Annotated in this window: 1 protein-coding gene; it reads left to right on the forward strand. The window is 68.4% G+C overall.

Going from position 1 to position 1,742, the window contains the following annotated elements; all coding sequences use genetic code 11:
* Nucleotides 1-112 precede the first annotated feature (112 nt).
* Complete coding sequence (locus ACIQUT_RS40270) at nucleotides 113-1,729, forward strand: IS4 family transposase (RefSeq protein ID WP_403570702.1); 1,617 nt, start codon at nucleotides 113-115, stop codon at nucleotides 1,727-1,729.
* Nucleotides 1,730-1,742: the final 13 nt, after the last annotated feature.

Genomic DNA, 1,742 nt, shown 5'->3' on the forward strand with positions numbered 1-1,742 from the left:
CAATGCCACGAAGTTAAGAGTTCGGCGGCGGTGTCAAGGGTGGGCGAGATGCAGGAGGGGCCTCTGCTATCCAGGGGTTCGACCAAGATCTTCCTGAGAAAGCAGAGACCCAGTGGCCCAGTCTGTCACAGGCGGAACCGACGTGTTCGCGCCCGGTCATATCGGTGAGTTAACGCAGGTCATCCCACCCGAGTTGGTGGATGCGGTGCTGGATGAGACCGGGGCTCGCGAGCGACGACTGCGGAGCCTCCCTTCGCGCGTCGGGGTGTACTTCGTGCTCGCGCTCGGGCTGTTCGAGCATCTGGGCACCGGACTGGTGTGGGGCAAGCTCGTGGCCGGACTGGCCGCAATGGTGCCGCAGCCGTCGGAGAAGGCACTTCGCGATCTGCGTCGCCGAGTCGGCGTGGCCCCGCTCAAGCGGCTGTTCGACGTGCTGGCTGGCCCGCTCGCCCAGCCGTCCACGCCCGGAGTGCGCTACCGCCGCTGGCGAACTGTCGCCTTCGACGGATGCGGGAGCCTGAACGTCCCCGACCACGGGCGCAACCAGTCCTGGCTCGGCCGCACCGAACGCCGCCACGGCCCGACCGGCTACCCCCGGCTCATGCTCATGACCCTGTGCGAAACAGGCACCCGCGGCCTGATCGCCGCCGTCTTCGGCCCCGCCACCAAGGGCGAGACCGACTACGCCCACGACCTGGTCGGCCACCTGACCTCGGACATGCTCCTCCTGGCGGACCGCGCCTTCGACAGCAACGAACTGCTCGCAGACATCGCAGCTCAGGGGGCACAGTTCCTGATTCGAGCCACCAGCGTCCGACGCCCGCCGGTGCTGGCACTGCTGCCCGACGGCTCCTACCTCACCCGCATCGGCGGCCTCCCACTGCGGGTGATCGAGGCCGACGTCCGCACCCGCACCGCCGACGGCGGCGACTTCGGCGGGACCTACCGACTGCTGACCACGCTCAGCGACCACCACACCGATCCAGCCGACCAGCTGATGCGTCTCTACCACGAACGCTGGGAGATCGAGACCACCTACCTGGCACTACGTCACACCCTGCTCAAGGGCCGGGTGCTGCGATCGAAGGACCCGGTTGGTCTCACCCAGGAGATGTGGGGACTGCTCACCCTCTACCAGGCCCTGCGCTCGATAATGGTGACCGCCGTGGAGACAACGCCCGGCTGCGATCCCGACCGGGCCGGCTTCACCATCGCTCTGGAAGCCGCACGCGACACGGTCGTCAGCCTCGCCGGAACGACCGCAGCCTCAAGGCCGGGCAACCTCCCTGACCTGGTCGGATTCATCGGCGCCCGCATCCTGAAGGCACTGCTTCCCCGGCGCCGGATGCGGCTGTCCACCCGCATCGTCAAGGGCGGGATCTCCCGCTACCACAGCTGGAACCGCGACGGACGCCCTCGCGACAGCACGCCGGTCACCGCCATCGATATCACCGTGCACCCACCGACCCTCCCTAGCGCACAGGATCCGAGCCGAGCCCCTTCCGGCCGCTGGGGCCAGGTCTGCCAGATCCTGGCCGCGCGCTCCAACCAGGCCATGCACACCCGCGACATCGCACAGCACCTCGGCCTCGCCACCGCGGGGCGCCCCCTCAGCAGCCTCACCGCGCAACTCTGCTACTGGGCCCGCAACGGCCGGCTCACCCGCACGGCACCGAACACCTACAAGATCACGCTCCCCGATGCCTTGACACCGCCAACGAGCCCTTAACTTCGTGGCATTG

This window comes from Streptomyces sp. NPDC090445, assembly GCF_044769385.1.
Lineage (GTDB): Bacteria > Actinomycetota > Actinomycetes > Streptomycetales > Streptomycetaceae > Streptomyces.